The organism is Thalassotalea ponticola, assembly GCF_041379045.1.
GTDB lineage: Bacteria > Pseudomonadota > Gammaproteobacteria > Enterobacterales > Alteromonadaceae > Thalassotalea_A > Thalassotalea_A ponticola.
Genome location: NZ_CP166871.1, coordinates 3096911 through 3122428, shown reverse-complemented (window position 1 = coordinate 3122428; position 25518 = coordinate 3096911). Strand labels below are relative to the sequence as shown.

The following is a 25518-nucleotide window of genomic DNA, read 5'->3' as shown; positions in this document are numbered from 1 at the left end:
AAGAAACCGGAGAATTCAATGGATATTCAAGCTTTAGGTTATTTTGTTGCACAAACTACCGATTTAAAAAAATGGCAAGACTACGCCGAAAACGTATTAGGCATGATGGTTAGCCCAGCTCCTCAAGGTGGCTTATATGTGAAAATGGATGATCGTCCATTTCGCTTTCTAATTCTCGAAGGGGAACGTGATTGCTACTTGGCGTCAGGCTGGGAGTTAGCATCGAAAGCCGACTTTGATAGTGCTGTAAATGAATTACAAAGCAAAGGAGTGAGCTGGGAAAAAGCTAATCAAGTGCAATGTCAACAGCGCGGTGTACAAGATATCGCCATCGTTAGAGATCCTTCTGGTAATACCCATGAATTGTTTTGGGGCCACTGCTCTGATTGCCAACCATTCATCTCTCCACAAGGCGTTGGTAAATTTGTTACCGGTGAAATGGGTTTAGGTCACACGGTCTTACCAGCACCATTATTTGACGAAACACTGGCATTTTTAGAGGACGTATTGGGTTTCTCAACCAGTGATATTTTTAACTTTAAACCGACGCCAGACGCTGACCCGTTGCCGATTTACTTTATGCACTGCAACAACCCAAGACACCACAGCTTGGCAATTTGCGCCTTTCCAGTAGAAAGCGGTTGCGTTCACACCATGGTGGAAGTGGAAAATATGACCGAAGTAGGTCGCGCGTACGATCGCTTTGAGCAACACGGTGTCGCCTTATCTGCGACCTTAGGTCAGCACTTAAACGACAAAATGATTTCGTTTTATATGAAAACGCCATCGGGCTTTGACATGGAATACGGCTATGGTGGATTGCAAGTTGACTGGCAAGAGCACTCGGTATTTGAATTTACTCGCGTTAGCCTTTGGGGACACGATTTTAGCGTCGGCCAAGTAACAGCAGAACAAGAGGCAGAGTAATAATGAACAAGTTAATGTCTATTGCTGATGTCGTGGCAAATTTAACCGACGGCATGACCATTGGTATTGGTGGTTGGGGTCCTCGTCGCAAGCCGATGGCGTTAATTCGCGCTATTTTAAATTCCGATGTTAAGGATCTCACTATCGTTGCCTATGGCGGCGCTGATGTGGGTATGTTATGCGCTGCTGGTAAAGTTAAAAAAGTCATCTTTGCCTTTGTTTCCCTTGACTTTATTCCACTTGAGCCGTTTTTTCGACAAGCTCGTCAAAGTGGCAGTATTGAGGTAATGGAAGTTGACGAAGGTATGTTGTTACACGGATTGCGCGCTGCTTCTTGGGGCTGTCCGTTTATTCCAACTGCCGTCGGCTTAGGTACCGATGTCCTCACCCATAATCCCGATATTCAAGTAATTAATAGCCCTTATGACGATAAAGAATGGGTGGCGATGCCAGCCATTAAGCTGGATGTCGCTTTAGTCCACGTCAATAGCGCTGATCAACACGGGGTGTGTCAAATTAATGCGCCGGATTGCTTTATGGACGAATGGTTTGTAAGGGCAGCTGATAAAGCATTTGTCAGTACCGAAAACTTGGTCGATAGCGATCATTTTTACCAAGCCGAACAAGCAAACCGCGTGCATTGGGAGCGCAATCATACCACTGGTGTTGTTCATATTCCTGGCGGTGCACATCCAACATCATGTCAACCTGAATACGGGTTTGACGTAGAACACTTTAAGGCGTATAGCCGAGCGGCTAAAGAGGGTGGCTTTTCAGGGTACGCTGAGCAGTTTATCAATAACCAAGATGAACAAGCTTACCAGTCGGCTGTTGGCGGACTTGCTTACATTCAATCATTAGCCCTGCCGGTATATTAAGGACGGAACATGACAGTAGAAACTCAACAATTTACCCTGGCTGAATTAATGATCTGCGCAGCGGCAGAAGCGTTTCGCAACGACGGCGAAAATCTCGCTACTGGAATTGGCGTATTACCCCGCCTAGCGGCTAGTTTAGCTAAGCAAACGTTTAATCCTGATTTAATGATGACCGACTCTGAGGCCTATATGTTGGCACAGCCAAATCCTCTGGGTAAGCGCGATGGAGCCTTCGTACAAGCGAATGAGTCGTGGATGGGATTTGCACGTATCTTTGACAACGTGTGGAGTGGCAAACGCCATGCGATGATCGGCCCAACCCAAATTGATCGCTTTGGCCAAACCAATATTTCAGCCATTGGTAATGATTATCAGCAACCAAAAATTCAGATGCTCGGTGTGCGCGGCCTACCGGGGAATTCAATCTCTCATGCCAACTCATTCTTTGTTCCAAATCACAACAAGAAAGTGTTTGTAGAGGGCGAGTGTGACGTGGTTTGTTCCATTGGTTACAACCCAGAGCGTTTGCCAAAAGGATATAGTTTTGACGATATCGACATTCGTCTGGTGATTACCAACTTGTGTGTTATGGATTGGAACGGACCGAATAAACAGCTTCGCGTTATCAGTTTGCATCCGGGCGTGACCTTTGAACAAGTGCAAGAAAATACCTCTTTTGCCCTATGTAAAATCGCTGATCTTGGTGAAACGGCTCATCCCACGGCGGAGCAATTAGCCATTATTCGACAGTTTGACCCACATAATCAACGCGCGATGCAGATCAAAGGCAACCCCGATGGTCTAGCGGCGTCGGTACAAGGATAATCGCATGAGTGAAGTACAAGATAGCGTCATCGTCGAATATGAAAAGCGCGACAATATTGCCATTATCACCATGAACAGACCGCGTTACAACAACGTGCAAAACTCAAAAATGACCTATGCCATGGATGCTGCATTTGCCAAAGCTGTTGATGACGATGAGGTTAAAGTTATCATTTTAGCAGGCGCGGGAAAGCATTTTTCTGCTGGGCATGACATCGGTACCCCAGGTCGCGATGTCGATCAAACGTTTGAGCGCAAACACCTTTGGTACGATCACACCAATAAGCCGGGTGGCGAGTTTTTATATGCTCGTGAGCAGGAAGTTTATTTAGGAATGTGTCGTCGTTGGCGCGATATCCCCAAGCCTACCATCGCTATGGTGCAAGGCGCCTGCGTTGCCGGAGGATTAATGCTGGCGTGGGTGTGTGATTTGATCGTCGCCTCCGATGATGCGTTTTTTCAAGACCCTGTGGTGAAAATGGGCATTCCTGGGGTTGAGTACTTCGCTCACTGTTACGAAATGCCACCGCGTATCGCTAAAGAATTTTTATTTCTCGGTGAGCGCATGCCGGCAGAACGCGCTTACCAAGTGGGCATGATCAACCGCATGGTACCGCGCGAGCAACTATTCGACACGACAATGGATGTGGCACAGCGGATTGCACAAATGCCGCGTTTGGGTTTACAGTTGACCAAGCAAGTGATTAACACCGCTGAAGATAATATGGGCAAACGCAATACTATGGATATGGTGTTTGGCTACCACCACTTTGCGCATGTGCACAACGAACTTGTCTCTGGCGATAAGTTAGCGGGCTTTGATGGCAAGGCTATGGCTGCAGCGAACAAGACGCAAGCAGCTAAGCAGGAGGAGTCATGAGCGAACAAGCATTTATCGAAACAGAGTTGACTCGTCGATTAAATTGTCGCTATCCGATTATTCAAACAGCGATGGGCTGGGTGTCTGATGCCAATTTGGTCAGTGCCACCACCAACGCCGGCGGTTTTGGCTTTTTAGCCGGTGCGACTATTGCACAAGACGAGCTTGAAGCCCAGATAAAAACCATTGTTGAGCGCACCGGCGGCAGTAACTTTGGTCTCAACTTTCACATGTTTCAACCGAATGCCATGCAATGCGTAGAGTTGGCGATTAAATATAAACTCAAAGCGGTTAGCTATGGACGGGGTCCAGATCAACAAACCATCGCTCGCCTAAAAGCTGCTGGCGTATTGTGTATTCCGACTGTTGGCGCATTGAAGCACGCTCAAAAAGCGATAGCACTAGGCGCTGATATGATCGTCATTCAAGGTAGTGAAGGCGGTGGCCACACTGGCGAAGTACCAACGGCTATATTACTCAACCAAGTTATTGAAGCCGTCGATGTTCCGGTTATAGCCGCCGGTGGCTATTCGAGCGGACGAGGATTGGCTTCTGCTCTAGCCGCTGGTGCTGCAGGGATTGCCATGGGTACGCGGTTTATGATGACCACGGACTCGCCAACGCCGCAAGCAACTCTAGCCGAATATTTGGCCACACAAGACCCGACCCAAATAAAAGTCACTAAAGCCGTTGATGGCATGCGCCACCGGATGATCAGCAATGACTTTATTCGCCAGTTGGAGTCTCGCAGTGGGCTGTCGCGTTTATTCGTTGCTTTGAAAAGTGCATGGCAATGGAAGACGACAACAGACATGTCGTTGTCGCATATGATGAAACTGTTGTGGCAGGGGATTAAAGACGACCCCAAGGCGGTATCTGAATTGGTCATGGCGGCTAATCAGCCGGTACTGTTGCAAAAGTCTATGGTTGAAGGGCAACCGCAACAAGGTATTTTACCCAGCGGGCAAGTCGCCGCATGCATTGATTCGCTGGTAAGCGTTGAAACCCTCATTAACAGCATCATCATTGAGGCGAATCAGTGTCTAACTCCCCTATTAAACGCGTTTATGGCAAAGCAACCCCGTCAAGACGTCGATTTTGCAGATAAGGAAGCCTCATTATGAGTAACGCATTTACCAATAATATCGCCAATCACATTGCTGAAATCGTGATTGATAAACCGCCTGTCAATGCACTTGATAGTCAAGAATGGCATGCATTGGCCAATATCATTAACGAGCTTGGCGCCAACCAAGATGTTCGCGTGATTATTTTGCGTTCAGAAGGTCGAGGTTTTTGCGCGGGAGTCGATATCAAAGAATTAGACCAGCATCCAGAGCGCATCGTCTCTGTAAATGCGGGTAACTACGCAACATTTAAAGCCATCCACCGTTGTCCGGTGCCGGTGATTGTTGCCGTACACGGTTATGTACTGGGCGGTGGTATTGGTATGACAGGTGCCGCCGATATCGTATTAGCGTCGCATTGTGCAAGCTTTGCCTTACCAGAAGTTGACCGCGGCGCTATGGGCGGCGGTGCGCACTTACAGCGGTTATTTCCGGTACAAAAGGTGCGTTACATGTTTTTTACCGGTGAAACCGTTACCGCAGAGCAAGCCGATCGTTACGGCTTTATAGAAAAAATCTGCGCTCGTGAAGAGCTCGCCAGTGAAGCGCGTCTTATCGCTGAAAAAATTGCCGCTAAAAGTCCGGCGATGATTCGCATCGCCAAAGAAGCGTTAAACGGTATCGAGGATGGCGATTTAGAACAGAAGTATCGTTGGGAGCAGGGGTTTACTCTTGAAGCGTACACGGTTCCCGACTCGGCGGAAACTCGACGTGCGTTTGTCGAAAAGCGCGATGCTGAATTTTGAGGTGAGTAATGCAATTAAAATTTACTGAAAAACAACAACAATTTCGCCAACAAGTGCGAACGTGGTTAGCGGAAAACAAACCGAAGCAAAGATTGAAAAGCTACGACACCAAAGAAGGCTTTGAGCAACATCGCGCATGGGAAAAAGTGTTATTTGATGCTCGCTATTCAATGGTGATGTGGCCAGAGCACCTTGGAGGTCGCGGTTGTGACCTAATCGAGTGGTTGATCTTTGAGGAAGAGTATTACGCAGCTGACGCGCCGATGCGGGTGAACCAAAATGGTCAATTGTTGTTGGGACCAACGTTGATGGAATTTGGTACCCAAGAGCAAAAGCAACGTTTCTTACCACGCATGGCTGCTTCTGAAGATATGTGGGCGCAAGGTTGGTCAGAGCCCAATGCCGGCTCTGATATGGCGGCGATTCGCAGTAAAGCCATTCGCGATGGTGATGAATACGTTATCAGTGGTCAAAAAACGTGGTCAACAAGAGCCACCTTCGCCGATTGGACGTTTGGTTTGTTCCGCTCAGATCCTGAATCGAGTCGTCATCACGGCTTGTCTTACATCATGGTACCGCTCGATGCTCCAGGCGTGACCATTCGGCCGATCAAAGCACTCAACGGCAAAGATGCATTTGCTGAAATCTTCTTCGACGAAGTACGGGTACCGGTTGAAAACCGCATCGGTGATGAAGGGCAGGGATGGAAAGTGGCCATGGCGACAGCCGGCTTTGAGCGCGGCTTGTTGTTGCGCTCACCTGCGCGCTTTCAGCAACCAGCAAAAAAATTGGTCGAGCTATACAAGCAACATCAGCAGCAAGGCGACTTAGATCCGAGTATTCGCAATGATGTGCTTGAGTGCTGGAATCTCGCACAAAGCTACGCATTATCAGCTTATTACACGGTAGGACGTCTGCAAAACGGCGAACAAATCGGGGCTGAATCAAGTATCAACAAGGTGATTTGGTCGGAACTCGATTTGAAAATTCACGAAACGGCGATGCGCATACTCGGTCCTCGTGCGGAACTTTTACACGATGCGCCGTTTGCCTATAGCGATCACGACTGGCTTGAGGGCTTTTTATTTGCACAAGCGGGTCCTATTTATGCGGGAACCAATGAAATTCAACGCAATATCATTGCCGAACGCTTACTTAACCTACCAAGATAAACGGAGTGATCATGGACTTTACTTTTAGCGAAGACGAATTGGCGTTGCGCGATGCCGTTAATCGCTTCTTAATGACAGAAGCAGCGCCAGAAGTGCTGCGTGAAATATGGCAAGAGGACTCTGGTCGATCACCCCAGTTGCGCCAAGCAATGGTCGAACAGGGATTAACCGCGTTGTCGATAGACGAGCAGTACGGCGGTTTGGCGATGGGCGACTTAGTGTGGTCTTTGATGAGTCAAGAATTGGGCTATTACGCCATTCCAGATTCGTTAATCGGTACCGCCTACATTGGTGTGGGCATTATCAGTGGCTTAGCCGATGACGTGCCACAGAAATCGCAATGGTTAGAACAAATCTGTACTGGCCAATTGCGGGTGGCTGTCTCGCACCCGAGTAACCCGTTGGTTGGTGATGCGCACTTATGTGACTTGATTTTACATTTCGATAACGATGGGTTGTATGCACTGTCTCCTGAGGATGTAGAGTTAACCTTGAATGGCAGTATCGATACGTCGCGCCGTTTATATGCGATGGCGATCAAGAACAGTCAAGCTACACTCATTGCCGACAGCAGTGCTGCACAGCGTTTAATGCGCCGAGCACAAACACAAGGCACATTGGCCAATGCCGGACAAATGATCGGCTTAGCACAGCGCATGTTGGACTTGAGTATCGATTACGTCACTCAGCGCAAGCAATTTGGTAAACCCATCGGTAGTTTCCAAGCAATCAAGCACAAACTCGCCGATGTGGCCAGTAAAATAGAGATTGCCAAACCCGCGCTGTACCGCGCCGCCTACTCGATGCAAAACGATCATCCGCTTGCTCAATTACACGCCTCTGAAACCGTGTTGCTGTGCCGCAGCGCAGGGGCTCTAGCGGCCAAACACGGCATTCAGGTGCACGGTGCAATGGGCTACACCTGGGAAGTTGACTTACAAATGTTTATGAAGCGCTGTTATGCTTTGCAATCACACTGGGGTGTTGACGGCTATCATCAGCAAGTTCTTTTCGATCACATCACCGCCGATGGCGCCGAGATAGGTCCAACAGCGACCTTTGTACAGGAGTGATTATGAGTCAAGCGTACATTGTAGATGCGGTGCGAAGCCCTACTGGCAAACGCAAAGGCAGCCTTGCCGGCGTGCACGCCATTGATTTAGGTGCCTACATTTTAAAGGCTTTAGTTGAGCGGAATAATATTCCAGATAGCGAGTACGATGATGTTATTTTTGGCTGTGTTGATACCATAGGTTCACAAGCGGGTGACATTGCGCGCACCAGCTGGTTGGCTGCGGGGTTGGCGGATAATGTGCCCGGCACCACCGTTGATCGCCAATGTGGTTCATCGCAGCAAGCGGTTCATTTTGCTGCGCAAGCGGTGATGAGTGGCACCCAAGATGTGATAGCCGTTGGCGGCGTGCAAACGATGACGCAAATACCTATTTCATCGGCCATGCTCGCGGGGCAACCGTTGGGCTTTAGCACGCCATTTGCCGGCAGTGAAGGTTGGCAGCAACGTTACGGCAATCAGCCCGTTGATCAGTTTTACGCGGCACAACGCATTGCTGATCATTGGCAATTTTCTCGAGCTGATATGGAGCGCTTTGCAGCCGAAAGTCACACTCGCGCAATAGCAGCGCGCGAAGCTGGTTTGTTTAGCCGAGAAATTGTCGCTCATCAGTTACTGGCCGAGGACGAAACACCGCGTCAAGCGAATTTGGCTAAAATGGCTGAGCTAGAGCCGGTATTTGCACAATATCCAAGTATTACCGCGGCTGTATCAAGCCAAGTTTGTGATGCATCGGCGGCGATGCTGATCGTCTCTGAACAAGCATTAAAACGCTATAACTTGACGCCGAGAGCGCGTATTCACCATCTCAGTGTGTACGGCGATGACCCAATTTGGCACTTACGCGCCCCTATTGGGGCGACACATCACGCGTTGAAAAAAGCAGGCATGCGGATCAGTGATATCGATTACGCTGAAGTTAATGAGGCGTTCGCATCAGTCGTTATGGCATGGCAACACGAAATGGATATGGATCCTTCGCGGGTCAATGCCGCCGGTGGTGCGATTGCACTAGGTCATCCATTAGGGGCCAGTGGGGCGCGTTTGATGACGCGCTTATTACATCAATTAGAACACAGTCAAAGCCGTTTTGGCTTGCAGACTATGTGTGAAGGTGGTGGTCAAGCCAATGTCACCATTATTGAACGATTAGGTTAATGAGGAGTACTTATGTCGTTACTTGAAAACAGAGTGGCTATTATCACTGGAGCCGGTGGTGGCTTAGGCGCAGCTCACGCTAAGGTGTTCGCTGCCCACGGCTGTGCGGTGGTAGTTAATGATATTAATTATCAGGCAGCCGAGGCTGTGGTTGAGGACATTCAAGCCAAGGGCGGTCGCGCTATTGTTAATACGGCCGATATCACCGACTATGCGGCAAGTAAAGGCATTGTCGAACACGCAATAAATGAGTTTGCTGGTTTACACATAGTGGTCAATAACGCCGGTATTAATCGCGATAAGATGTTTGCCTCAATGTCTGAACAAGATTGGGATGATATTATGCGCATCCACCTCAAAGGCCATTTCTGTATAAGTTCTCACGCTGTGCGTTATTGGCGCGATTTAGCCAAAGCGGGCGAAACCGTCGATGCGCGTATCATCAACACCACCTCAGGTGCTGGCTTGCAGGGCTCTATAGGACAGTCAAACTATGCCGCGGCAAAAGCGGGCATTGCCGCATTAACACTTAATCAAGCGGCAGAACTCGGTCGTTATGGCATTACGGCAAATGCCATTGCACCAGCAGCGCGCACGGGGATGACCATGGCCGTTGATGCGATGGCACAGCAAATGGCCAAGCCAGAAGATGGTAGCTTTGATTACTGGGCACCTGAAAACGTGTCGGTGTTGTTGGCCTATTTAGCCAGTGCTCAAGCTGCGCATGTGAGCGGTAAAGTGTTTGAATCGGAAGGCGGCCGTATCTGTATAGCCGACGGTTGGCGCACCACCAAAGGCGTTGACAAAGACGCTCAGTGGGATCCGAATGAACTCGGTGACGTTGTCGATCACATGATAGAAGCAAGCACCCCTGCGCAAAAAGTATGGGGCAGTTAATTTAGCTGTCGCTAGCTGCGAAGCTAAACACATACTAAGCCGTAGCATAGTTGCTGCGGCTTTTTTATGGCGATAGATAGGTAATTGCCGCAAACGGGCAATATCGTCAGTGGTTTTGGCCGATGTACTTGGAGTCTTCTTCAGCGAACTCTGCCGAGCGAGGAGAGCTTAATAAAAAAGCCACCGCTAATCGGACGTTAGCGATGGCTCTGATAATATTCGCCAGACGTCTAGCGATGACATGCTACTTAGTCTTTGCTGACCTGCGCATCCATCATCGCGGCAAAGTTGTCATTGTAAGGTGGTAACAAGCCGTAGTCAGCGCGAAAATCATATGCTGGCGCTTCAAACACGGTGCGTTTGTGAGAAAACTCCCAGAAACCATCTTCACCGTGGTAGTGTCCGATCCCCGATTCACCCACACCGCCAAACGGAGCGTCGTGTAAAGCAGGATGCAACATCGCATCATTCACGGTAACGCCACCAGAGGTGGTATTCAATAACACGTATTGTTTTTCCATGGCATCATCACCGTAATAGTACAGCGCAAGCGGCTTGGCTTGTTGCTGTAAGGTCGATACCACTTGCTCAATGGTGTTATAGGTATTGAGCACGAGCATTGGGCCAAAGATTTCTTCTTGGCTGACTTTCGCATCTGCCGGCGGGTTTACTGCTATGGTCATTGGCAGGCGCTTATCGTTATACTCAACCACATCGTGCGAATGATATATGGCAACGTTCATGTCGTTCAGTTCACTGATATAGGCTTGTATTCTGTCGACATTTGCATCGTTGATTACCGGCACCACATCGCCATTATTGGTCACCGTAGGGTACAGCTGTTGATAGCTGCTCATAAACGCATCGATAAACTCTTGTCTAGCCGATTCGGGTACGTACACGGTGTCGGGACAGACACAGATTTGCCCACTGTTGGTGCCTTTGGCGATAGCTAGACGACGCGCTGCTTCTTTGATATCGGCACTTTGACTGATAATTGCCGGCGATTTACCACCCAGTTCCAATGTCACCGGTACGAGGTTTTGCGCGGCAGAGGCCATGATCTTTTTACCGGTTTCTATGCCACCCGTAAATACCAAGTGATCCCAAGCTTGACTGGTAAACTCTCGACTTACTTGCGAGTCGCCAGTGACCACTTCGACAACATCACTATCGAGGTGTTTTTTTACCGCAGCAGCTAGCGCTTGTGCAGTGCGAGGTGTGGCGACAGACACTTTTAATACGGCGCGGTTACCGGCACCGAGCACACAGGCCAATGGGCTTAATACGGTAAATAATGGATAGTTCCAAGTTCCTAAAATACCAATGACACCTTTGGGCTGTGCCATGGTGTAGGCTTTCGCCCCCATTTGGTCATAGGGTGCGATCATTTCTTTGTCGCGTGGTTCCACCCACTTGTACAGATTATCGCGAGTGTATTTTAGAGATGCTAAACAACCTAGGATATCGGTCATTGTTGAAAACGGTTGGCAACGGCCTTGGTAATCCGCTTCTATAGCTTCGACTAAACTTTGTTTTTCGTCGACCAACATATCGATAACTTGCTGAATGCGCTGTTTGCGTTGTTCAACAGAACTGGTCAAATCCGCACGGGCTTTGGCTTTTAGCTCGGCCACCAGTTGCGTTAATCCGCTCGTATTTGGCATATCGTCTACACGGGTATTCATGAACTTACTTCCTATTATTGTTAGCTGCGTTACAACACAGTTTGGACGTATGATGACTGATAGTATCGAATTAGCGAGGCATTTCCTCGTCCTTTCAGACCATGCCAAGTCGCGTTAGTCCATTCAGACGATGAGATTGTGAACGCAAAAACGACAATAACACATAAACTGCAAGGAATAGAACATGACAGTATCAAATTTTGACAGTCGAGAATTTCGCAATGTGCTCGGTAATTTCGCCACTGGCGTGACCATCATAACAACCCGAGCTGAAGACGGTCAGCCAGTGGGATTGACAGCCAATAGCTTTAACTCCGTCTCTCTTGATCCACCTTTGGTATTGTGGAGTTTAGCTAAAACGGCTGCCAGTGTGCCAGTGTTTGAACAAGCTGAACATTGGAACGTCCATATTTTGTCGGTTGAGCAAGAGCCGTTATCTAATTTGTTTGCCTCAAAAGGAGCCGACAAATTTGCCAACGTCGAACTTGAAGATGGTATTACCCCGGCGCCACTTATCGCCGACTGTACCACGCGCTTGCAATGTCGCAATGCATTTCAGTACGACGGCGGCGATCACATTATTTTTGTTGGTGAAGTACTCGACTTTGACGCTCAGCCCAAGGCGCCGTTAGCCTTTGTCTCGGGTCAATACGCACTGACCGCTCGCAAGCCATATGAAGGCGTGAATTTATCTTCATCAGAGGCGTTGTCCGCGTCCTACAACGAAGACTTATTGGGCTATTTACTGGGCCGCGCTCACTTTCAAATGTTACACGGCTTGAAAACCAATTTAGGCCAGCAGCAGTTGTCGGAACTCGAGTTCTATATACTATCGATATTGGGCATTCAAAAGCGCACTGATATTGACCGATTAAATGCCTACCTCGCACACAATAATACCTCGGTTACCTTGGCTGATTTTGCTCACCTTGAGCAACTCGGTATGGTTGCTGTTGATCAACATCAGACCATTGAGCTAACGGATATTGGTAAAGCGACATCGCTTGCTCAGATCAAAACGGCAAAGGGCTTAGAACAAGCGATAACTGATGCACTTGGCGAAGGCGAAGTACAAGCGCTGAAGCTGCTGTTGAAAAAAGTCATTAAAGCCACAGACCCCGGTATTCCGGATTTATGGCAAGTACAGGAGACGGCAAACTGATGATCTTAGATAAATATACGCTCAGTGGTAGCGTCGCTATTGTTACTGGAGCCGGTCAGGGGATTGGCAAAGCGATTGCGCTTGCCTTTGCCGAATTAGGTTGTAAAGTAGTATGCAGTGCTCGCACACAACAAGATATAGATGAAACATCTAATCAAATTAACGAGTTATATGGCGAAAATCGTTCGGTTGCTGTGGCTAGTGATGTAACCCAAGAAGCGGATCGCCGGCGGTTAGTCGATGCTGCGATCTCCGCCTATGGTCGCGTTACGCACTTAGTAAATACCGTTGGTGGCGGGCGACCGAGCTCAGCCGAAGATTTGTCGTTTGAAGAGCTCAATCAGGCGTTCAACTACAATGTCACCAGTGCATTTCACTTGAGCCAATTGTGCTTTGATTCGATGAAAACCGAGGGACACGGCAACATTATTAATGTCAGTTCAGCAGCGGCCAAATTGATTCAGCGCAACTTTGCAGCGTATGCAACGGTAAAAGCGGGGTTAGAGCATCTAACCCGCAATCTGGCGCAAGACTTGGCACCGCACATTCGCGTTAACGCAATTGCTCCAGGGCCTATAGCAACGAGCGCCTTAGAGCGCGCGACAACGGTTGAGATGCGTGACTACATGGCGTCAAAAACACCCTTGCAACGCATTGGTAACGTTGATGATATCGCCAGTGCAGCATGCTTCTTCGCCACCGATGCATCGTCGTGGATAACCGGCCAAATATTGGCGGTAGACGGCGGTGCCGAAAGTCCATTGTTTAACCAATAGAGATAACTACCTTATGAGTGATCTAGTTCATAAAACCTATGCCGATGCGCTGTACAAGTCATTGTGTCAAGGCACGTCAATGCCGCCAATTAGTGCTCAGAAGCCGGAGTTAACTATTGATGATGCCTATCAGATATCACTGAATTTTCTCGAGCACCGACTGGCGTCGGGTCAGCGGGTAATAGGCAAAAAAATTGGCGTAACCAGTAAAGCCGTACAAGACATGCTCAATGTACATCAGCCGGATTTTGGCTTTCTCACCGATGCCATGCAATACCAACCGGGTGATGCGGTTAGCCTACAACAGGCTGGTTTGATTCAACCTCGAGCAGAAGGAGAAATTGCCTTTTATCTCGGACAAGATTTGAACGGGCCCGGTATCACTAAAGACGATGTGATTAACGCAACACAATGGGTTGCGCCGTGTTTTGAAATTGTTGACTCTCGCATTCACGACTGGAATATCAATATTGTCGATACCGTAGCCGATAACGCATCGTGTGGTGTGTTTGTGGTATCCGATCAGCGAGTTGCACCAGATGCACTTGATCTGGCTAGTGTTGAAATGACCATTTGGAAAAATAACCAAGTTGCGGGCCAAGGTGTGGGGGCTGCCGTTCAAGGGCATCCCGCACAAGCTGTGGCATGGCTTGCTAATACTTTAGGCGAATATGGCATCACGTTAAATCGTGGCGACATTATTTTAAGCGGTGCGCTAGCGCCACTACTTCCTGTGCAGGCGGGCGATAAATTTACCATGACCATTGAAGGGTTGGGTGATTGCAGTATTGACTTTGTCGCATAGCAAAAAGGTAAACGTATGACACAAAAAATAAAATGCGCATTAATAGGCTCGGGTAACATCGGTACCGACTTAATGTATAAATTGCTACGCAGCGATGTGTTAGAGCCGGCGTGGATGGTTGGTATTGACGAAAATTCTGACGGTCTACAGCGCGCCCGAGAAAAGGGTTTAAACACCACGGCCGAGGGGGTTGATGGTCTTATTGCCAGCACTGAGCCTGGTGAAATTAAAATTGCCTTTGACGCAACATCGGCTTATGTCCACGCCGAAAACTCAGCCAAGCTCAATGCACACGGTATTTTTGTTATTGATTTAACCCCCGCAGCGATTGGGCCTTTTTGCGTGCCGCCAGTCAATTTAGCTAAGCAAGATATGCAACAGTTGACGAATTTGAATATGGTTACCTGTGGCGGACAAGCGACGATTCCAATGGTTGCCGCTGTGTCGCGTGTACAACCGGTGGCATATGGTGAAATTGTGGCGACCGTATCGTCGCGCTCGGTAGGCCCAGGAACTCGTCAGAATATCGATGAATTTACCCGCACTACGGCGGGCGCCGTCGAATCAGTTGGCGGTGCCGAAAAAGGTAAGGCGATTATCGTGATTAATCCGGCTGAACCACCGCTGATTATGCGTGATACGATTCATTGCTTAACCAAAGACACGCCTGATCAACAAAAAATCACCGCGTCCATTTTGGATATGGTTGAAGAAGTGCAGCGCTATGTGCCGGGATACAAGTTAAAGAATGGCCCGGTATTTGACGGCAACAAAGTATCGGTATTTATGGAAGTAGAAGGTCTTGGTGATTACCTACCTAAATATGCCGGTAACTTAGATATTATGACTGCCGCGGCAACTCGCACTGCCGAAATGTATGCACAGATGTTGATATCGGGTAACGCGTCGGTCGCTCTTGGCTGCGCATCGTAAGGAATGATTATGGATATTGCGAACAAAAACGTCATCTTGCATGATATGTCATTACGCGACGGCATGCATGCACGTCGTCATCAAATTTCAATCGATGAAATGGTTGCTGTCGCGACCGGCTTAGATCAAGCGAACGTGCCCTTAATAGAAGTGACCCACGGCGATGGCTTGGGAGGCGCGTCGTTAAATTACGGTTTCCCTGCTCACACCGATGAAGAGTATTTATCGGCAGTTATTCCGAAAATGAAGCAAGCCAAAGTATCAGCGTTATTACTGCCAGGTATTGGCACCGTTGATCACTTGCACATGGCTAAAGATCTTGGCGTTAGTACCATTCGCGTAGCGACTCACTGTACTGAAGCCGACGTCTCTGTCCAGCATATTCAGGCATCTCAAAAACTCGGTCTTGATACCGTTGGCTTTTTGATGATGGCGCATATGGTGACTCCTGAGCAGTTGTTAGAGCAAGCCAAGTTGATGGAGTCATACGGTGCTAACTGTATTTACTGTACTGACTCTGCCGGTTACATGTTACCCGACGATGTCACCGCGCGTATTAGCGCCTTGCGCGCAGGCCTATCAACGCAAACCGAGATCGGCTTCCACGGTCACCACAATCTGGGTATGAGTATTGCTAATTCATTAGCCGCAGTAGATGCAGGCGCGGTTCGCATTGATGGTTCGGCAGCCGGTCTTGGCGCGGGAGCTGGTAATACTCCGTTAGAGGTATTTGTTGCGGTGTTGGAGCGCATGGGCGCAAAGCACGGTGTTGATTTGTATAAAATCATGGATGTTGCCGAAGATATTATTACGCCAATGATGGACCAACCAATTCGCATAGATCGCGATGCACTAACGCTAGGCTACGCTGGTGTTTACTCGTCATTTTTGTTATTTGCACAACGTGCAGAGAAAAAATACGGCGTCTCAGCTCGTGATATTTTAGTTGAGCTAGGTCGATTAAAAACCGTTGGCGGTCAAGAAGATATGATTGATGATACGGCGATGACCATGGCCAAAGCAAGACAGGGATAAACCATGAAAACTACAGTTATAACAGGCGCTGCATCGGGTATTGGTGCCGCGGTAAAACAGCAATTAGAAGCGGCTGGTCACAAGGTGATCAGTGTCGATCGCCAACAAGCGGATGTGGTTGCTGACCTCAGCACTGCCGCTGGTCGCGACACCGCCGTCGGTGAAATTCTCAAGTACACCGATCACATTGACGGCTTAGTCTGTTGTGCCGGTGTCGGTGTTACTGCACCAAACTCAGCAGTAATTATTGAGGTTAACTACTTTGGCGCGGTTGATTTGATCAATGGCTTGAAGAGCCGCTTACAACAGGCAGAACAGCCGGCGATTACGGTAATAGGATCGTTTGCCGCAAGTCAACAATTGGCCAATCCCGATGCATTAAGCCAAGCGTTAATAAGTAATAATGCCGATCTTGCGCATCAGCTATTAGCCGATATTCAAGGCCCGCATGTTGCGTATTCTGCATCCAAGTATGCACTTACTGTGTTTTGTCGCCAACAAGCGCTGGAGTTTGGCCAACAGGGCATTCGCCTTAATGTGGTGGCACCAGGTGCAGTTGCTACGCCATTGCATCAAGCATCACTTGAAGATCCTAAGTTTGGTCAAGCAGTGAAAAACTTTGTCGCACCGTTGGGCGCGCATACAGATGCAGAGCAAATTGCCAAGTCAGTGGTATTCTTGCAGTCGGCTGATGCAAGCTTTATTCACGGTAGTGTGTTATTCGTTGATGGCGGTATGGATGCCATGCTGCGACCTAACAGTTTTTAACTCGAGCACGCGATATGATGACGGATGTTAACGAGAGCGTTTTACTGGTCGATTTTCCTGTTGATGGGGTGGCGAGACTGACGTTAAATCGCCCACAGGCAACCAATGCGCTGAGTTTGGAACTGCAACAAGCTCTATCACAGCAGTTTACCCAATTATCCGCGCGCGATGACGTGCGCTGCATTGTGCTGACTGGTGGCGACAAAGTCTTTGCCGCAGGCGGTGATATTCACAGCATGGTTGATGCCGATCCTATTGAGATCTACAAACGTCATACCGAGCGTTTATGGGCACCTATCGAAAAGTGCCCCAAGCCGGTTATCGCCGCAATTAATGGCTATGCATTTGGCGGAGGATGTGAATTAGCGATGCTGGCTGACATTATTATTGCCGGTGAATCGGCAAGTTTTTGCCAGCCTGAAATACGTATTGGTATTATGCCGGGTATTGGTGGCACTCAGCGTTTGGTGCGCGCTATCGGCAAAGCAAAAGCTATGTATATGGCATTAACGGGCAAGCCCATTTCTGCTCATGAGGCTTGGTCGGCAGGTTTAGTTAGCGAAGTGTGTGCCGATCAAGAAACGCAGCAAAAGGCGTTGCGTATCGCTAAAGGTATTGCCCATATGCCACCATTGGCAGCTGAGCAGATAAAAGAGGTGATCTTACACGGTATGGACGCGTCGTTGGAGAGCGCGATGGCGCTTGAGCGACGAGCTAATGCATTGCTATTTGCAACCCGAGATAAGAAAGAGGGTATGCAGGCGTTTATTGACAAACGTCAGCCAAAATTTACCGGCGAATAAGTGGAACACGACAAGAAAAAAGGCGGCCAGTAGGCCGCCTTTTGCGTATTGGGGCGTGTTGTTATTTGTTTGATCAATCTACTGAGAGCAAAGCGATTTTAGCCACAGCCTCAAGGTCAACACGGCCTAGGTATATTTCAACTGCAGCGTTTTGCTTTTGGGGACGGCTTGACAGGTCAGCGTGATGCCGTTGTTTAAGTCGCGTTCGGTCAGTACGTCGTTGTGCCGTAATTCAACATCACCGTCGGTGACTTCACACATACACGACGCGCACATACCGACTTCACACGAATACGGCAATTCAACACCTTGCTCACGTGCCGCATTGAGAACAGTTTCGCCATAGGCGCAATCAATCACATGGGTGGTGCCGTATAAATCGATGGTAACTGTGCTGGCCTCAGCCGAATCACTGGGCGTTTGTGGCCGTGATTCATCGCGTTTGGCTGTGGCGCTGTCCAGTGAGACAAAGCGCTCAACGTGAATGGTGTCGGCGTTGAAACCGGCGTTGTGCAGCGCCGTTTCTGCCGCATCCATGTAAGGACCTGGGCCACAAATAAAGGCGCGTGCGCTTTGCATGTCATAACACAAGGACTGCAACAAGCCGATGCGAGGCACACCTTGTAAGCTATCGAGCAGGTGAACCACCTCCAAGCGCTCGGGATATTGCTGGCGCAGTTGATTGAGCTCGTGCAAAAAGATGATGCTGCGCTCATCTCGATTGGCATAGATTAAGCGTATTTGACCACTGCCTTGGGCAAGCGCGGTCTTGAGTATGGAAAACACTGGGGTAATGCCACTGCCACCGGCAAACAACAACAAGTCTTGTTGCCAGTCGTTGACCACGAACAGCCCACTTGGGCGCATCACTTCAAGGCGACAGCCCGGGGTGATGTTATCGCATAAGTAGTTTGAGGCGCGACCGTCAACAACCCGCTTGACGGTAATCGACAATTGAACCTGGTCATTGACCGTTTGCGTTGGCGCGCTGCACATCGAATAACAACGCAACAGCTCGCCTTCGGGGTGAGGCACCTTAAGCGTTAAGAATTGGCCGGCTTGATAGGCATAGCTATCGGCCAATTGCGTCGGCACGCCAAAGGTAAAGGTACAGGCGTCCGCCGTTTCATGACGCACATCCATCACGGTTAAGGCATGATAAAGACTCATCACACAACCCGCCTGTTAAACAAACGGGTCTTGGTTAGGTAAGCCCAGCATCACCGCCCCGTGCGCTCTCAAATAGGCATCGGCGTTATTGGCGATATGGCCACGCGCTTGGTTTAAGTCGCGAAAGAATCGCTCAATCGGGTTGCTCTTATAGGTGCCCGATGCCGCCGTGGCGCGCATGATGTCATTGACCTTTTCGGCACACGACTTGGCCACATAGGCCGATTGTGCGCGTTGGAACAAGCGCTCTTCTACCGGCATTTCTTGCCCTGCTAAGGCGTTTTGTACCACTTGCTCGTAATTGCGGTATAAGACCAGTTTTAATTGGTCGCTTAACATCATCGCTTCACTGACCGCCAATTGCGCATTCGGGTCTTGTGCGGTTTGACCACCGTGCGCACCGACGTGGCTCGCCGCGTACTCTCTAAAGTTGTTGATGGTGCCATCTAATGCGCCGATACAGGCCGAAGAGACCGCGCGTTGGAACACTTGAATAAACGGAATATTATACAACCAACCACTGTTGTGCTCACGACCAGGACAGGCCGCATCGCTGTGGTCATTGGTTGAGTTGGTGTGATGGCTCGGCACAAACACATCGTCGACGATGATGTCGTGGCTACCAGTGCCGCGCAGACCTAAGACATCCCAGTTCTTCTTCACTGTGACCTCACTCACCGGTACCAAGAACGTGGTGTGTTGCATGCCGTCGCTGCCATCGCTGTTGGGCAATAAGCCGCCTAAGAACAACCATTGGCAATGCTCCACACCGGTTGAAAATTTCCAGTGACCCGATAAGCGGTAACCGCCGTCCACTTTCTCGGCTTTGCCTACCGGCATATACGTTGAGGCAATTAAAGTTGCTGGGTTTTGCGCCCATACATCTTGTTGTGCTTGCTCTGGAAACAGCGATAACTGCCAAAAGTGCACACCAATGACTCCGTACATCCACGCCGTTGACATACAGTGTTGAGCCAACGCCATTTGACAGCGATAAAACACGCGTGGGTCCATTTCATAGCCGCCCCAGCGCTTGGGTTGTAAAATGCGGAACAAACCGGCTTCGTCAATCGCCGCGATAACCTCAGGGCAGACTTTGCCGTCTTCATCGGCTTGGTGTGCGTTAGCAGCCAATAAGGGTCCGAGCGCGTGGGCTTTTTCAACCAAGGCTTTTGCCTCAGTCGACATGTAATCGTTAGAAATGTGGTCTAAAATTGCGTCATTAAGTTGAGCACCCATGTGGTGTACCTCATCGTTATGGAATCTAACTCGATTGTCCACCATTTAGCACACTTCTCATCGTCAATATGGACTAACTTGCCACGCTGTATTGGCGCCGTTGTGCCAGTAACAGCGGGCGATAACTAACACGCGTCCGTAGGGTGAGTAACTAAAGCCCCTTGATAATGTGGGGCTATAAAGGATCGCAGCACTCTAATAACCGCTGTGAATGGTCACTCTGAGCATCTCTTATTGGTTAGGTTGTATAAAACTCTGTTTCAATTGGTTTTTGACCAACTTGCCTGCAGGGTTTCTGGGTAGCGGTTGTTCGGTTAGCACAACCTTGCAAGGCACTTTGTAGGCGGCTAAATGTTGGCTGCAGAAGGCGATTAAATCTGACTCACTGACATCACTTGCCGGTAGTTTGTTGACAACCGCAACAACCACTTCGCCCAATTCGTCATCCTTGATACCGGTCACACCTGCTTCGATGACGTCGTCGTGCTGTAACAAACAACACTCTACTTCTGCTGCAGAAATGTTTTCACCGGCGCGATTTATCATATCTTTGAGTCGGTCGACGACAAATAAATAGTTATCTTCATCGATATAGCCAATATCGCCGGTACTCAACCAACCATCGCTATCAAGCGGTGAGGTGACGCCGTTTTGACTGTCGACATAGCCAGTTAACAATGTCACCCCTTTGAGTTGGATTTCGCCGACATCACCAATATCGCCAATTGAACCGTCCGCCCGTTTAATACGCACTTGCATAATTGGTGAAATAAGGCCTGACGCATAGGGCTGGTGGAAAAATATTTGCCCTGAACCGGCTGCAGCAACGCCGTTTGTTTCGGTCATACCATAGCCGATACCGACCATTTTATTGGCCATGCTGTGTCGTACCTTTGCGATTAATTTACGCGGTATACCGGCACCGCCAAAGCCAAGACCGGCTATGCGCTGGCCAATCGCACCCGAGGTGAATTCAGGATGCCGCATCAATTGCATGGTCATTGCTGGTGCGCCGTTAAATACGGTCACTTTTTCTTGTTCCATTAATGCCAGTGCGGCATCTGGATGCCACTTGCGAATAAACACCAAGCGTCTTGATGACAATAAACCACTGAGTAGTTGGGCGTGTAAGCCACTGACGTGAAATAACGGGACGGCGGTTAGCGCCACCGGCGCGAGCGCTTGTTGTTGTATTGAGGCGATGGTTGTTGGCGATGCCATCGCCGAAATAGCAGCAATGAAATTGATATTAAATAGCGCTTGGCATACCGCGTTATGTGATGAAACTACTGCCTTGGCTCGATTGGTGGCTCCCGAGGTAAACAGGATTAACGCCTGTTGATCGCCACTGCGTTGGCCAAGTGTCCATTGTGTGTTTGCATGGGCAAATACGTGTTGCGCATTAACGATCCCATTGAGGTGTGGGTATGGTGCTAATGTGTCCTGTTCATCTGCTGAATTGCGATACAAGCACACGGTTAATTTTGGTAATTGTTGTCGCGTGTTGGCAATGCGCTTAAAGCGCATTTGATCACAAATAAGTACGTCGGCGGCAATATCGTCAATGGCCACAGATAACTCCTCGCCTAAGCCAAAGCTATTTAACGGTGCGGGTATCGCTCCAATGAGTACGGTCGCGACAAAAAACACACACCATTCAGGACGATTGCGCATGGCAATAGCAACGCGCTGACCTGGTGTAACACCGTGGTCCTGTAAAAAGGCCGCGGTTCGATCGACCCGTTGATAGAAATCTCGATAACTCCAACGCTGATGTTGATAAACTAAAAATAGTTCATCATCTTCGCGCCGTGCATCGTTAATCATTACCGCTAAATTGGTCGCTGCATTTTTGTAGTAGGCTAAGCCTGTTTGTTCATCGGTAGCTACCTCAAATGGGGCACCTGGTTGAGTTAGTTGCTGTTGAATAGTCGCTGCTGACGGCGAAATCATATCCCTCTCCCGTTGTGCAAACAGAACTGGATAGAGCATTACAGCAGTGTTGTGTTTGCCAATTGTTGTTATTAACTTTGCTTACTTACCGGCGAGGCAAGCATTCGAGGCGTTATCAAAAATACCTTGCCGTATAGATAATGGTCGAGATTTAACGACAACGCAAATCATCGGTTTCGCGTGTTGATTGGTCCAAAAGGACGATGTTGTAAAGTTATTTAGACGACATTCTGGGACACAAATTGTAATGTCAGGACGATTATGAACACTTCCAGCAATGTTTCTACTCTAGATAAATCTGCGCTGCCAGCGCAAACAGAGCCACGCGTTAATTGGCGCACCCACTTTACTTTATTACTGCTCGCGCTTATTTATGTATTTTCGTTTATCGATCGCAACGTAATTGCCATTGTGATGGAGCCGATTCGCCAAGAATTTGGCGTATCGGATTCTGTTATGGGCTTTTTGTCCGGCCTAGCCTTTGCCAGTTTGTATGCGTTGATCAGTTTACCCATGGGGCAGCTGGCCGATAAAGGTGTCAATCGCCGTAATATTATTGCCATTTGTTGTTCCCTCTGGAGTCTGGCAACTGTGGCATGTGGTGCCGTTGCTCAATTTTGGCAGTTGGTCATTGCGCGCATGACGGTAGCCGTAGGCGAAGCAGGGGGCATGGCACCGTCGGTATCTATGGTGTCAGATTTATACCCTAAAAACCGTCGCTCGTTAGCAATTAGTGTGATGATGTTAGGACCACACATTGGTTTACTGGCAGCTATGGTTGCCGGTGGTTATATAGCCCAAGAATACGGTTGGCGTTACGTGTTTTATATTTTCGGTGCCCCGGGATTGTTGTTGGCGGCATTGCTTTGGTTGTTTACCAAAGATCCACGTCAACAAAGACAACAAGCTGCGCCAGTTAAAACCGCTGAAGATAGTTTGTCGTTGGTCAAGCGCCTCGGTCTAATCATTAAAATTCCGGGTATGTTTTGGCTGTGTACGGCCAGTGGCTTTGCCGGCTTGGCGGGCTATGGCTTTGGTATTTGGGTACCGTCATTTATGGTGCGCCATTGGGATATTTCTTTAACGATTGCTGGCTTGTCGTTTGGTCTAGCTAGTGGTGTCTTTGCCGCCGTAGGTTCGATATTTTCTGGTTGGTATTGTGATAAGCGCAGCCAAAGTGATAAGCGTTGGCAGCTTTGGTTACCGATTATCGGCATCGTTATCAGTTTTCCATTTGGCTTAGCCTTCTTATTTTCGCCGGCCGATGCGATGTGGCAGATTGGCAGTATCGCCGTGCCAAGTGCCATGCTGTTTGTCGTGTTCTTTTCATTTTTTAACAGTTGGTGGCCAACCCTGTCGTATGCGGCGGTCAGCCACTTGACCACCGACAAGCAACGAGCCACAGGTGCGGCGGTATTAAACTTATTTGTTACCTTGTGTGGCGCCGGTATTGGCCCGTTTTTAACTGGGGTGTTAAGCGATGTATTTTCATCTCATGGCGAAGCGCAAGGGTTGGCTATTGGTTTGGCTATTACCTTGTGTTTTTTCTTAGTTGCCGCGGCGTGTTATGCACTGGGTGTCAACGGTTATGCGCGTCGAGTTACTCAGTTACAACAAAGTTAACAAGCCATCGTCCGTATAGAGTATGTACGTCACTATAAAGTGACGCAGAATGAGCCAAATACAGTAAACAGGAGAGAGCGAATGGCAACCTCAAAAGATTATAATCTTGGGGAGTATACTTACCCAAGAGGGTGGTTCATGATTGCAACATCTGAACAAATTAACACCCATAAGCCGTTAGCATTAACATTTTTTGGTCGCGAGTTTTGTTTATACCGCGGTCAAGCCACGGGTAAAGTGGTGCTTATGGACGCATATTGCCCGCACATGAAAACGCACTTAGCGGCACCTAATGATACCTCATACGTGATCATCGACGGTGGTGGTACCAACATTGAGGGAGATGGCATCCGCTGTCCGTACCACGCATGGCGATTCAATGACAAAGGCGAGTGTGATGATATTCCATATCACGACGGTCCGATCCCCAAAACCGCGTGTGTCAAAACTTGGCCAGTTGTTGAAAGCTTGGGCGCGATTTGGACTTGGCATGATCCTGAAGGTGGTGCACCGGATTGGGATCACCCAAGTTTACCTGAATGGGATGACGAAAGCTGGGTGCAGTGGAATTTTGATGACTTAGGTGAACTAAACCATCACCCACAAGAAGTCATTGATAACATTTGTGATTACGGTCATTTGTCACCGATTCACGGTTCGACAGTACAGCGCTATGAGAATGAGTTTAAAGGCATTTATGCAATACAGCGTCAATGTGGTCCACATCGCACACTAGTTGGTGAAGACGGTGTTAGCCCGATTTTGCATACCATTACCGCCTATCACGGTCCGGGCGTGTTGATGTCTCGCTTAACCGGTTATTACGAGTCAGTGCTGATGATTTGTCATACTCCGGTTACAGACGGAAAAGTCCACGTTTGGCATGCGTTGTTGGTTAAGTCGCCGTCGGGCAGTGCTAAAGTGACCACCCAAGATAAAATTTTTGCCGCACAATTCCAAGAAGCAAGTCGCCTGGCATTTGCACAGGACTTTGAAGTTTGGACAAATAAAGAAGCGTGCTTAAACGGTATGTTTTTACCAAGCGATGGTCCATTTATGAAAGCCCGCATTTGGTATAAGCAATTTTATAACCCGCGTGCGCGTCAGCAAGAGTTTTTGGACAAGTGTGAAGGAGTCTACGTACCGAAAGGTGCCGTTGCCTATAGCGAAGAATCCTAATCTAGCCAATATTTTAGATAATATCGAAAGGCCAAGTGCAGTCGCATTTGGCCTTTTTTATCGCCCCTTATAAGCCAACCTGTTAAGCGAGTTTAGCACCATTGGGCAATGGCAAATCTACAGTGGCGAGTACAACCGAACCATCAGGGCGATGACAGCCGGTAATCAAGCACTCTGACATAAACGGGCCTATTTGTTTGGCCTCAAAATTAACCACAGCAAGTACCTGTTTGCCAAGCAGTGTCTCCTTGCTGTAAAGATCAGTAATTTGAGCACTCGACTTTTTGATCCCTATCTGTTCGCCAAAATCGACTCGTAATTTATACGCGGGTTTACGCGCTTCGGCGAAATCGGTGACCTCAACTATGGTACCAACGCGAAGGTCGACTTTGGCAAAGTCAGTCCACTGTATATATTCCATAACGCTCCTCAATACCGGTAATACGTTCGATGGCATGGCGCTTCACTTGGGTTGCGACACCTCGCACCAAAACGCCATCCCCGTTGGTTAGCATAAGCCAAAGTGCATGGATATACAAAGCGTTACGACACACAGCATATGTTGGTCAATGACCTTGATTTGACACCATTGCATTAACATCTGCTAACTCACCGACAGTTGTTCGCAGGGGCAGCTAATATCGCCGCGAATCGTGTATTTAGTCCGAGTTGACGATGAGTTGACCTTATTGCTGAGGCAAT

At 48.7% G+C, this 25518-nt stretch carries 24 protein-coding genes; 19 read left to right on the top strand and 5 right to left on the bottom strand.

The annotated features are described in order from the left end of the window. Positions 1-18 precede the first annotated feature (18 nt). From ACAY30_RS13750 to ACAY30_RS13705, 10 genes are read left to right on the top strand one after another with little or no spacing between them, the layout of a single operon-like run. Entirely contained in the window at positions 19-927 is a 909-nt protein-coding gene (locus ACAY30_RS13750) for a VOC family protein (protein WP_290252668.1), read from the top strand. Between the two features lie 2 nt (positions 928-929). Further along, the gene (locus tag ACAY30_RS13745) at positions 930-1805 is read left to right on the top strand and encodes a CoA transferase subunit A (RefSeq protein ID WP_290252667.1); all 876 of its coding nucleotides are present in this window, start codon (positions 930-932) and stop codon (positions 1803-1805) included. Between the two features lie 9 nt (positions 1806-1814). Further along, on the top strand, positions 1815-2630 hold the full coding sequence (locus ACAY30_RS13740; protein WP_290252666.1) for a CoA-transferase subunit beta: 816 nt from the start codon (positions 1815-1817) through the stop codon (positions 2628-2630). Positions 2631-2634: 4 nt separating this feature from the next. Continuing rightward, on the top strand, positions 2635-3510 hold the full coding sequence (locus tag ACAY30_RS13735; RefSeq protein WP_290252665.1) for an enoyl-CoA hydratase: 876 nt from the start codon (positions 2635-2637) through the stop codon (positions 3508-3510). Beyond that, entirely contained in the window at positions 3507-4634 is a 1128-nt protein-coding gene (locus ACAY30_RS13730) for a nitronate monooxygenase family protein (RefSeq protein WP_290252664.1), read from the top strand. The genes ACAY30_RS13735 and ACAY30_RS13730 overlap by 4 nt, the downstream gene beginning before the upstream one ends. Further along, entirely contained in the window at positions 4631-5383 is a 753-nt protein-coding gene (locus ACAY30_RS13725; protein ID WP_290252663.1) for an enoyl-CoA hydratase family protein, read from the top strand. Before ACAY30_RS13730 ends, ACAY30_RS13725 begins: the two co-directional genes overlap by 4 nt. Positions 5384-5391: 8 nt before the next feature. Next, positions 5392-6555 carry an acyl-CoA dehydrogenase family protein gene (locus ACAY30_RS13720; protein ID WP_290252662.1) on the top strand — a complete coding sequence of 388 codons (1164 nt, stop codon included), beginning with the start codon at positions 5392-5394 and terminating at the stop codon, positions 6553-6555. 11 nt (positions 6556-6566) lie between these two features. Next, positions 6567-7628 carry an acyl-CoA dehydrogenase family protein gene (locus ACAY30_RS13715; RefSeq protein WP_290252661.1) on the top strand — a complete coding sequence of 354 codons (1062 nt, stop codon included), beginning with the start codon at positions 6567-6569 and terminating at the stop codon, positions 7626-7628. A 2-nt stretch (positions 7629-7630) separates the two neighbouring features. Beyond that, entirely contained in the window at positions 7631-8785 is a 1155-nt protein-coding gene (locus ACAY30_RS13710) for an acetyl-CoA C-acetyltransferase (protein ID WP_290252660.1), read from the top strand. Positions 8786-8797: 12 nt separating this feature from the next. After that, complete coding sequence (locus ACAY30_RS13705) at positions 8798-9682, top strand: SDR family oxidoreductase (RefSeq protein ID WP_290252659.1); 885 nt, start codon at positions 8798-8800, stop codon at positions 9680-9682. Positions 9683-9930: 248 nt separating this feature from the next. Here ACAY30_RS13705 and ACAY30_RS13700 read toward each other — a convergent pair whose 3' ends face one another. Beyond that, complete coding sequence (locus tag ACAY30_RS13700) at positions 9931-11370, bottom strand: aldehyde dehydrogenase family protein (RefSeq protein ID WP_290252658.1); 1440 nt, start codon at positions 11368-11370, stop codon at positions 9931-9933. A 184-nt stretch (positions 11371-11554) separates the two neighbouring features. On the opposite strand from ACAY30_RS13700, the gene ACAY30_RS13695 reads away from it, so the two are divergent. The 7 genes from ACAY30_RS13695 to ACAY30_RS13665 are packed head-to-tail and all read left to right on the top strand — an operon-like array spanning position 11555 to position 17652. Beyond that, positions 11555-12532 carry a flavin reductase family protein gene (locus ACAY30_RS13695; protein ID WP_290252657.1) on the top strand — a complete coding sequence of 326 codons (978 nt, stop codon included), beginning with the start codon at positions 11555-11557 and terminating at the stop codon, positions 12530-12532. Next, positions 12505-13308 carry an SDR family NAD(P)-dependent oxidoreductase gene (locus tag ACAY30_RS13690; RefSeq protein ID WP_290252656.1) on the top strand — a complete coding sequence of 268 codons (804 nt, stop codon included), beginning with the start codon at positions 12505-12507 and terminating at the stop codon, positions 13306-13308. The genes ACAY30_RS13695 and ACAY30_RS13690 overlap by 28 nt, the downstream gene beginning before the upstream one ends. Positions 13309-13321: 13 nt before the next feature. After that, the gene (locus ACAY30_RS13685) at positions 13322-14113 is read left to right on the top strand and encodes a fumarylacetoacetate hydrolase family protein (protein ID WP_290252655.1); all 792 of its coding nucleotides are present in this window, start codon (positions 13322-13324) and stop codon (positions 14111-14113) included. Between the two features lie 15 nt (positions 14114-14128). Continuing rightward, positions 14129-15046 (top strand): acetaldehyde dehydrogenase (acetylating), encoded by a 918-nt coding sequence (locus tag ACAY30_RS13680; protein WP_290252654.1) that lies wholly within the window; start codon positions 14129-14131, stop codon positions 15044-15046. 9 nt (positions 15047-15055) lie between these two features. After that, positions 15056-16081 carry a 4-hydroxy-2-oxovalerate aldolase gene (gene dmpG / locus ACAY30_RS13675; RefSeq protein ID WP_290252653.1) on the top strand — a complete coding sequence of 342 codons (1026 nt, stop codon included), beginning with the start codon at positions 15056-15058 and terminating at the stop codon, positions 16079-16081. A gap of 3 nt (positions 16082-16084) precedes the next feature. Beyond that, a complete protein-coding gene (locus ACAY30_RS13670; protein WP_290252652.1) occupies positions 16085-16849 on the top strand; it encodes an SDR family oxidoreductase in 765 nt (254 codons plus the stop codon). A gap of 14 nt (positions 16850-16863) precedes the next feature. Continuing rightward, positions 16864-17652 (top strand): enoyl-CoA hydratase, encoded by a 789-nt coding sequence (locus tag ACAY30_RS13665; RefSeq protein WP_290252651.1) that lies wholly within the window; start codon positions 16864-16866, stop codon positions 17650-17652. A 126-nt stretch (positions 17653-17778) separates the two neighbouring features. Here ACAY30_RS13665 and ACAY30_RS13660 read toward each other — a convergent pair whose 3' ends face one another. The 3 genes from ACAY30_RS13660 to ACAY30_RS13650 all read right to left on the bottom strand — a co-directional run bounded on the left by ACAY30_RS13660 (position 17779) and on the right by ACAY30_RS13650 (position 22014). Continuing rightward, a complete protein-coding gene (locus ACAY30_RS13660) occupies positions 17779-18822 on the bottom strand; it encodes a ferredoxin--NADP reductase (RefSeq protein ID WP_290252650.1) in 1044 nt (347 codons plus the stop codon). Positions 18823-18837: 15 nt separating this feature from the next. Then, complete coding sequence (locus ACAY30_RS13655; protein WP_290252649.1) at positions 18838-20061, bottom strand: acyl-CoA dehydrogenase family protein; 1224 nt, start codon at positions 20059-20061, stop codon at positions 18838-18840. 231 nt (positions 20062-20292) lie between these two features. Next, entirely contained in the window at positions 20293-22014 is a 1722-nt protein-coding gene (locus tag ACAY30_RS13650) for a class I adenylate-forming enzyme family protein (protein WP_290252648.1), read from the bottom strand. Between the two features lie 261 nt (positions 22015-22275). On the opposite strand from ACAY30_RS13650, the gene ACAY30_RS13645 reads away from it, so the two are divergent. Together ACAY30_RS13645 and ACAY30_RS13640 are read left to right on the top strand one after the other, a co-directional pair. Beyond that, complete coding sequence (locus ACAY30_RS13645; RefSeq protein ID WP_290252647.1) at positions 22276-23637, top strand: MFS transporter; 1362 nt, start codon at positions 22276-22278, stop codon at positions 23635-23637. Positions 23638-23775: 138 nt separating this feature from the next. Beyond that, positions 23776-24816 (top strand): Rieske 2Fe-2S domain-containing protein, encoded by a 1041-nt coding sequence (locus ACAY30_RS13640; RefSeq protein ID WP_290252646.1) that lies wholly within the window; start codon positions 23776-23778, stop codon positions 24814-24816. Between the two features lie 82 nt (positions 24817-24898). On the opposite strand, the gene ACAY30_RS13635 is transcribed toward ACAY30_RS13640, so the two are convergent. Then, the gene (locus ACAY30_RS13635) at positions 24899-25237 is read right to left on the bottom strand and encodes a tRNA-binding protein (protein ID WP_290252645.1); all 339 of its coding nucleotides are present in this window, start codon (positions 25235-25237) and stop codon (positions 24899-24901) included. Positions 25238-25518 lie beyond the last annotated feature (281 nt).